The sequence below is a fragment of the Microcoleus sp. PH2017_12_PCY_D_A genome, assembly GCF_020738565.1.
Taxonomy (GTDB): domain Bacteria; phylum Cyanobacteriota; class Cyanobacteriia; order Cyanobacteriales; family Microcoleaceae; genus Microcoleus.
In genome coordinates this window covers 1-1,515 of record NZ_JAEQCI010000257.1, presented here as the reverse complement: position 1 = coordinate 1,515, position 1,515 = coordinate 1, and the positions used below count along the sequence as shown (strand labels likewise).

The 1,515-nt window shown below is 44.9% G+C and carries 2 protein-coding genes; both read right to left on the bottom strand.

Annotated elements, in window-relative coordinates; translation table 11 throughout:
* Nucleotides 1–182: 182 nt before the first annotated feature.
* The gene (locus tag JGK39_RS33410; RefSeq protein WP_293262847.1) at nucleotides 183–860 is read right to left on the bottom strand and encodes a response regulator transcription factor; all 678 of its coding nucleotides are present in this window, start codon (nucleotides 858–860) and stop codon (nucleotides 183–185) included.
* Between the two features lie 158 nt (nucleotides 861–1,018).
* A complete protein-coding gene (locus tag JGK39_RS33405; protein WP_293262844.1) occupies nucleotides 1,019–1,399 on the bottom strand; it encodes a hypothetical protein in 381 nt (126 codons plus the stop codon).
* Nucleotides 1,400–1,515: the final 116 nt, after the last annotated feature.

Here is a 1,515-nt window from a genome sequence, read left to right as displayed (position 1 = left end):
ATGGTTGAAAAAAAATGTCAATCAAATGCTAAAACTTCGTTGTGCTTACCTCAACGACCTCTTGGCTATTTGAGGCTTTTGCAAAACCGGGATGCTCCCGACAAGATGTCATAATTTGCTACGCGATGGCTGGGCTTCACGAACCACTTTTTTTAGAACAATTAGAAGCTGCATTCCCACACCTAAACCAGTCCCAAACGCAGTGCTTTAACGGCTGCCTGGGTGCGATCGCTCGCTTCAAATTTAGCTATAATCATCTCTACATGACCTTTGGCGGTGTGGACGCTCATTCCTAGTTGAGCAGCGATTTGTTTATTGCTTTTACCCTCAACTAGCTGCTGCAAAACCTGCATTTCCCGTTCTGTCAGCTTGATGTCGTCATTCGCACAGTTATCGGGCAGTGGCGTTTTGAGATTTTGCAGCACGCAGTCGGCAATCTTAGGGTCCAGGTAGCTGCCACCTTCTTGCACAGTCGCGATCGCTAGTAGAAGTTGTTCTGCGTTAGTGCCTTTAACGCAGTAGCCGTGACTGCCACTTGACAAAGCCGCCATTACCTGAGTTGGATTGGTGTAGTGGGTGAGCATTAGGATACGAGTATGCGGCAGTGCGGCTCTGATTTGCTGCGCGGCTGCAATACCGTTGATTCCGGGCAAGTCAATGTCCATCAGCACGATGTCTGGTTGGTGTTGCAGTGCGGCAGTGACGGCTTCGTTACCGTTAACAGCTTGGGCGACAACTGTTAAATGGGGTTGGCGATTGAGGATATGCTGTAGACCGAGCTGCATCATCGGGTCATCTTCAACTATGAGGATAGTTTTTAGTTGGCTTGTTTTTGGTTGGGTGGGGGTAATTGCAGTCACGGTTAAAATTCCTACTACATTTTATCCATTCTATATTGTTTTTCTTGACATTAAATAGTGTCATCCTCCTATCGAGAGAATAAAAGTATTAATGGGCGATTGCGTCGGGAATAGGTGGATATCTCTCGATAGGAGGATGACAATAAAATGTGAACGGATTATATCGACACTTCGTTGATTTCATCCAAATTGATTTCATCCAAATTGATAGCTGTTGCTACTTCCTTCGGTTGAGGTGTTAGATAACAATTCAGCTTGACAACTGTTTGTTCTGTCTCTCGTTCAATGGTAGTCAAAAGCCAATTTTGAGTTTTTCGGTGTTGTTTGCTATCCCAAGCAAACTGAACTTTTTTTGCTGGTTGAGTCGGGTGCAGTGCCAAAACAATCAGTTGCAGCTTGTGAGGCTCAAGCTCGAAAAATTCGGCAGCTACCCATAACTTAACTCGGTCTTGCCAAGTCAGTACAGGATGGCGAATCGCCCACTCAAATAGTCTGGGTGTTCCTTTGACTAAACCCACATTTGTACGGACTTGTATCACTTTGAATGGAGGAGAAGGCAGGGTGGATTAATTGTCGAGAGGTTAAATGAAGGCTATCAAGGCTATTGACCAACATTATGCAAGGCATTTAACAGGTTTATCTGAACTAGATAAAT